Here is a 6,000-nt window from a genome sequence, read left to right as displayed (position 1 = left end):
CGGTGCCGCCGTCGGTCGCGGCGTCGGCGTCCGAACCGCCGCGCTCGCCGCTCGCGTCCGATTCCCCCCGGTCGTGCGCATCGCCGTTGCGAACCATACCGAGCACCGACGGCGACGACCGACAAAAATGGGACGCGTCCGCCGGACTCGTCGACCGCGCGCTACGCGAAGTTGAACGACGTGTACAGCAGCAGCCCGACGGAGACGACGGTGACCAGCACCAGCCAGCCGATCATGATCGCACCCATCTGGCGATGCGAGAGGTTCTTTCCCTCGAGTATCTCTGAGACGCCCATATCCGGACCGATTCGCCGAGAGTATTTAATCGCTTTCAACAAAACGGGACCGACGGCGGCCGGCGCTACTCCACGCCGAGCTCCCGCGCGGCGTCGGCCGAGACGGTGATCCCGGCGTCGGACGCGGTGACGCGCCCGTCGAGCACGGCCGCGAGCAGGTCCCGCAGGTCCGCGACGAGGAGCCCGGCCGGTCGACCTGAATCCGGGTCGTCGACTTGCCCGCGTAGTTCAGCCCGCGGTGGCGGACGTAGGTCCGCGCGAACGACCGCCGGACCGGGCGCGGCACCTCCCACACGACCGACGGGAGCCGGTCGAGCGACGTCTTCGCGCCGGTCGGCACGCCCGCCGTGACGAGGCACCGACCGAGGACCGTCCCGTCGCGGGTGGGGACGACCTCGGTCGCGCGGCCGGCGGCGTCGGCGTTCCGGCGCGTCGTCTCGACGTCGACGCGCTCGAAGGCGCGGCGGATCTCCGCGGCGTCGACCCGCTCGCCCGGTGTCACCGCGGGGACGTAGCTCTCGGCGGAGACGCTCCCGCCGGCGAGGACGTGCGCGATCAGCGCGACGAGCGCGGCGGCCGCCTCGCCCTCGGGGTCCGGATCGAGCCAGCCGCGGTCGATCGCCGCGTCGATCGCTCGGACCGGGTCGGGGACCGTGCCTTCGAGCCATCCCCTGACGCGCTCGTTCGGGAGGTCGAGGGCGTTGCCGACGCGCACCCGGCCGGCGCTCGGGTGCTCGGCGGCGTACTCGCGAACGCGGCGGTAGTCGAGGACCTTCTCCCACGGGTCCGGATAGACGCGATCGCTGTACGTCCGGGCGAGGGACCGGGCCGTGGGTTCCATACGGATCGCTTACAGGTCAACGTAGTTGACCGTGTGGAGCTAATTTTCGCCTCTGATATTTATGCCAGTAAGTACATAAGGGGGTACGGTTAATCGGAGAGTAACCAGCAACCGATCGGAACGGAACGGCCGTTTCGTCGGTGGACCGCTGGGTTCAAACTATGAAACCAAGCAACCTGTTCAACTCGGACGACCGTGCGGTGAGTCCCGTTATCGGAGTCATCCTCATGGTCGCAATCACCGTGATCCTGGCCGCCGTCATCGGGACGTTCGTGCTCGGTCTGGGTGACTCGCTCGGAGATAGTCAGCCGACGGCGCAACTTGACGTGAGTTTCGACACGGACACAGACACCGTTACGATTGAGCACAACGGAGGAGATCGGATTGATTCCGATAGCTTAGAGGTAATTGTTAGCAATGCGTCGGGAACGGAGAGTAATGAGGGAACAGTTTCACCTGCACTCACTGTAGGCGATTCTGTCGAAGCGAGTGTTAATGGAGGATCCAACACCACTGATGTTCGGGTACGGATCATTCACACGCCCAGTGATTCCATCATTCTTGATCGGACTGAGGAACTGGCCTCACCGATCAATATTGGGAACTCCAGTACAACGGACTACACAAGTCCCTAATTTCGCCACCGACTTTTTATCCGCGTTCGGTATTCGAGTCCAATTGCTGATGTGTTACACACTTCCTGAATAGTCACTGGGTCGTACTCGTCACGAGCGTTCCGAATGTTCTCTTCACTCTCCACCAGGTAGGCGAGCACGGCGTCAATGACCACGCTCATCGGTGGGTTGTCGTTGGGACCGCTCGCGACGACCTCTCTCGCCTTTTCAAGCTGACGCTCGCGTTCGTCGGTGATCTTGAGGCTAGTTCGACGAGTCATTCATAACCCTCTGTATGCATGGGGGTCCCGAACCCGTCGATCTCGACTGACGCGATTTTGTTCTTATACTCTCAGTATCGACGACGAGGGACTGCGCCGATCGGGTCGAAAGCTCGTTTGATTTGATGCACCTTTCGCGCCCATAGTTCACGGCGAAGTGCATAGATCGCGGATCGTGAATACATCTACGTCGAACCCCACGGGGTCGCGTCGAGAACCCCCTTCCAGCGGGTTTCATCGGATTCCCTCTGGGAGATTAGGAATCGTTCCATCGGCGACCGCGCGGACGACGTACACACCGCGGTCGAGTCGCTGGACGTGCATGCGCTGTTCGCTGGGATCTCGCCGTCGTCAAGCACATCTTCAATCCCAAGCTCGGGATCGGCCTCGTCTTAACGACGGCCGCCACGATCCTCGGCGGCGCCGTTGCGGTCACCAGAATAATCACTCTCGCTGACAACTTGAAGCGACAGGAGGCGATCGACAAGGAGATCCGCGCGGGTGGATCACGACCGGATTCGGTCGATCGACGTTCGACTCGTGAGGAGATCTCGAGTGCCAACCGCAACCCAAAAAGATCGACCGATGAGTTACGACCCCGCCATCGTCGGCTACTACGGAAAAATCGCCGAGACGTGGGCGGCCGACAACTATCCGATCGAGCTTGACTATCCCGAGGTTGGCGGGCTCAAGTTCGATGCGACCGACGAGGAAGACGGTCGGTCGTGGGACGTGAAGGGATCGATGACGAATGGCGTCCGGCCGACGCTCAAGTTCTGGGAGGATCAGCACCGGACGCTCGGTCGCGAGGACGGCGGCTACGTGCTTGTGTGGTATCGAGCTGAGGGACGCAAGATTGCGGTGGTGTCGTCGCGGAGCATTCTTGCGGGGGAACTAGAGATTAAAAACTGGACGAATCCCGGTAAGACACATTATCGGAATCATTCAAGCGAGGCGCACATTCAGTCGGTTTGACTGCAAATTGAATATTCCCAGTTTTGGTGTAGTTCTCTTTGGATCGATCTGGCTCTGTTGAAAATTTAATCTGTTGTCACCACGGTCTATGGGGTTACCGAACACAGATTTATATTTGAATGCATTCACATATTAGATATTAATGGCTGATTACTCTGAAGTCGACGCTGTGGCTCTCACACTTGTTCAAGCCACAGCGCTACTCCTACCGGTCGTTTTCTTGAGTTTTCGATTCTATTTGGATGATGCAGAGGGCAACACACCAGCCAAAGAAATAGAAGAATCAGCTAAGCGTCTTGTTCTAATGATTTTCCTACTCACTGCGACCGGATTCCTTTCTACGATAGCCATTTTAGATTTCAGTCTGAAACCCACTTTTGCCTTTTTTGCCGTTTTAACACTTGCAACCTTCTTTTTGCTATACGGCTGGTTCTTTTATAAAATAGCCACGTGAAATATTTTATACACACGTCGCGTCGTACTACTAAGATTTTGTTGAAACCCCTCAACTAGTAACAATTCACGGAAAGCATGCTGAATACAGCACGCCCATCTCACAGAGAATTAAATTGGATCCGGATCGCGAACGCCGTCGCTCACAACAAAAATGCGGACTCGCGGGGGTCCCGTGAGCGTCAGCGAACGGGACCACGCGAGGGAACGACTGAACGAACGAAGTGAGTGAAGGAGTGGACTCGCGGGGATTTGAACCCCGGGCCTCTTCCTTGCGAAGGAAGCGATCTGCCGCTGATCTACGAGCCCGCACCCGGAACCAATCGCCGTTCGTATTTGTACCTTACCTTTCGACGACCCGCACGCGGGTGGTTCGCAGGCGACGGCGGCGGTCGCAGCTCGCGACGAGCACCGCCGATACCGACGGAACTAGGTAGTCGCCTGCCCGAGATACAGTCGAAACGGTCCCCTGTTCGCTCCCGATAGCGAACCTAAACCTGTTTAACGTTTTTGGGACGCATCCCATATTCGTTACTCTTTTGCGTGCGGGCGACCGAGGTTCGACTATGGCAGAAGCGACGGCGACGACGGACCCCGACCCGGCCGCGATCGCGGCCCTGAAACACGTCGGGCTCGTCGGCGGCCTGACCGAGACGAAGGTGTCGTGCGCGGCGCTGGGCGACCGCCTCGACGCCTCGACGCAGACGGCCTCCCGGCGGCTGCAGACCCTCGAGTCCGCGGGGTACATCGAGCGCGACGTGGTCGGCGACGGCCAGTGGGTGCGCGTCACCGACGCGGGCGAGGCGGCCCTCCGCGCCGAGTACGCCGACTACCGCCGGCTGTTCGAGACCGACGTCGAGCTCGTCCTCCGCGGCGCCGTCACCGGCGGGATGGGCGAGGGGCGCCACTACATCACCCTGCCCGGCTACGCCGAGCAGTTCCGCGAGCGCCTCGGCTACGAGCCGTTCCCGGGCACGCTCAACGTCGACCTGACCGAGGAGAGCGTCCGGCGCCGCGGCGAGATGGCCGGCATCGACGCGGTCCCCATCGACGCGTGGGAGGACGAGGACCGCACCTACGGCGCGGCCTCGTGTTACGGCGTCACCCTCGTCGCCGGCGACGAGCGCTACGAGGAGGTCCACGCGATCGTCCCCGATCGGACCCACCACGACGACGACCAACTGGAGCTGATCGCCCCGGAGCGGCTCCGCGACGCGCTCGACCTGGACGACGGCGACGAGATCGAGGTCCGGGTGGCCGCGACGAGCCGGGCGGACGACCCCGGCGAGAGCGACGACGACGAATCCGACGCCCCCGAGACGGAGGTGGCCTGATGCGCGCCGACGTCGACGCCGACGGCGACGCGGAGGTCGCCCCCGAAGCCGAGGCCGGAGTGACCGCCGACGGGGAGCCGACCGACGCGGCCGAGTCGGTCGAGCGCGCGCTCGACGCCTTCCGCGCCGGCGACCCCGTCTGCGTCCACGACTTCGCCGACCGGGAGGGCGAGACGGACATCGTCTACCCGGCCGGCGCCGTCGACGAGGCCGCCGTCGCGCACATGCGCAACGACGCCGGCGGGCTGATCTGCGTCGCGGTGGCGGACCCCGTCGCGGACGCGTTCGGGCTCCCGTTCCTCGCCGACGCGCTCGATCACCCCGCGGTCGACGACGACCCCGACTACGACGACCGCTCCTCCTTCTCGCTCCCGGTGAACCACCGCGAGACGTTCACCGGGATCACGGACGAGGACCGCGCGCGGACCATCGTCGAGCTCGCGGGCGCGGCCGCCGCCGTCGACGCCGACCCCGCGGGATACGCCCCGGAGGACTTCGCGGCGGAGTTCCGCGCGCCCGGCCACGTCCACGTGCTCCGCGGCGACCGCGACGGGCTCGGCGGCCGGACCGGCCACACGGAGCTCGGGCTCGCGATGGCCGAGGCGGTCGGTTCCGCGCCCGCCGCCGTGGTCTGCGAGATGCTCGACGACGAGACCGGCACCGCGCTGGCGCCCGCGGACGCCGAGGCGTACGCCCGCCGCCGCGGGATCCCGTACGTCGAGGGCGCGGCCCTCGTCGAGGCGTTTAAATAACCGAACGCGGTGCCGTCGGCGTCGCCGGCGGCTCTGCCGCCGGCTGCAAGCGAGAGCTTTGCTCTCGCCCTGCGCGCCTTCGAGTGGTCGCCGAAGGCGGCCACGAGGAGCGCGTGCGAGGGAGGCGGCGGTCCGGCGCGGGCGGAGCCGCGCCGGGCCGTCCGCCGAGGCTGGGGAGGCGTGAGGTGCGGTGCGGTTGCGGTCGGGTGGACGCAAAGGGGCAGCCGGGAGGCGGGCGCAGGCGACGGAAGCACCGTAGGGAGCGAGTGAAACGAGCGACTGAGGAGCGCAGCGAGCGTGCGCCCGCCTCCCGGCTGGGGCTTTGGAGTGATTCACCGCCGACCCGGTATCAACCGTTTATACCCGACCGGCTGGGGCTTTGGAGTGATTCGCCGACGATCCGTCAGCGACTGCGGATAACCGAGCAGCGAGGACTCCGGCGGTAGTTCGGCCG

The 6,000-nt window shown here is 64.0% G+C and carries 6 protein-coding genes, 1 tRNA gene and 1 pseudogene; 5 read left to right on the top strand and 3 right to left on the bottom strand.

The features are described from left to right. Positions 1–161 precede the first annotated feature (161 nt). Together DJ73_RS20830 and DJ73_RS04550 are read right to left on the bottom strand one after the other, a co-directional pair. Positions 162–296, bottom strand: coding sequence for a hypothetical protein (locus DJ73_RS20830; protein ID WP_254921585.1), 135 nt, complete (start codon positions 294–296; stop codon positions 162–164). Between the two features lie 65 nt (positions 297–361). Next, positions 362–1,137 (bottom strand): annotated as a pseudogene (locus DJ73_RS04550) (hypothetical protein). 161 nt (positions 1,138–1,298) lie between these two features. Here DJ73_RS04550 and DJ73_RS04545 point away from each other — a divergent pair. From DJ73_RS04545 to DJ73_RS19655, 3 genes are all read left to right on the top strand, one after another. Next, the gene (locus DJ73_RS04545) at positions 1,299–1,772 is read left to right on the top strand and encodes a type IV pilin (protein ID WP_094557393.1); all 474 of its coding nucleotides are present in this window, start codon (positions 1,299–1,301) and stop codon (positions 1,770–1,772) included. Between the two features lie 845 nt (positions 1,773–2,617). Continuing rightward, positions 2,618–3,007, top strand: coding sequence for a hypothetical protein (locus tag DJ73_RS04535; RefSeq protein ID WP_094557391.1), 390 nt, complete (start codon positions 2,618–2,620; stop codon positions 3,005–3,007). A 142-nt stretch (positions 3,008–3,149) separates the two neighbouring features. Beyond that, the gene (locus DJ73_RS19655) at positions 3,150–3,461 is read left to right on the top strand and encodes a hypothetical protein (protein WP_141212901.1); all 312 of its coding nucleotides are present in this window, start codon (positions 3,150–3,152) and stop codon (positions 3,459–3,461) included. 236 nt (positions 3,462–3,697) lie between these two features. Here DJ73_RS19655 and DJ73_RS04530 read toward each other — a convergent pair. Next, a tRNA-Ala gene (locus tag DJ73_RS04530) sits at positions 3,698–3,769 on the bottom strand. A gap of 257 nt (positions 3,770–4,026) precedes the next feature. Between DJ73_RS04530 and DJ73_RS04525 the strand changes: the two genes are divergently transcribed. Together DJ73_RS04525 and ribB are read left to right on the top strand one after the other, a co-directional pair. After that, a complete protein-coding gene (locus DJ73_RS04525; RefSeq protein WP_094521896.1) occupies positions 4,027–4,794 on the top strand; it encodes a DUF120 domain-containing protein in 768 nt (255 codons plus the stop codon). Further along, positions 4,794–5,546 carry a 3,4-dihydroxy-2-butanone-4-phosphate synthase gene (gene ribB / locus DJ73_RS04520; protein WP_094521895.1) on the top strand — a complete coding sequence of 251 codons (753 nt, stop codon included), beginning with the start codon at positions 4,794–4,796 and terminating at the stop codon, positions 5,544–5,546. Before DJ73_RS04525 ends, ribB begins: the two co-directional genes overlap by 1 nt. Positions 5,547–6,000: the final 454 nt, after the last annotated feature.

Origin of the sequence: Halorubrum sp. Ea1 (assembly GCF_002252965.1) — an archaeon.
Taxonomy (GTDB): Archaea; Halobacteriota; Halobacteria; order Halobacteriales; family Haloferacaceae; genus Halorubrum.
Note: the sequence above shows the minus strand (reverse complement) of the source record. Positions and strands in the feature narration are given on the sequence as shown.

Coding starts and splice junctions, on each gene's coding strand:
- DJ73_RS20830 (WP_254921585.1), bottom strand. CDS start 296: ATGGGCGTCTCAGAGATACTCGAGGGAAAGAACCTCTCGCATCGCCAG.
- DJ73_RS04545 (WP_094557393.1), top strand. CDS start 1,299: ATGAAACCAAGCAACCTGTTCAACTCGGACGACCGTGCGGTGAGTCCC.
- DJ73_RS04535 (WP_094557391.1), top strand. CDS start 2,618: ATGAGTTACGACCCCGCCATCGTCGGCTACTACGGAAAAATCGCCGAG.
- DJ73_RS19655 (WP_141212901.1), top strand. CDS start 3,150: ATGGCTGATTACTCTGAAGTCGACGCTGTGGCTCTCACACTTGTTCAA.
- DJ73_RS04525 (WP_094521896.1), top strand. CDS start 4,027: ATGGCAGAAGCGACGGCGACGACGGACCCCGACCCGGCCGCGATCGCG.
- ribB (WP_094521895.1), top strand. CDS start 4,794: ATGCGCGCCGACGTCGACGCCGACGGCGACGCGGAGGTCGCCCCCGAA.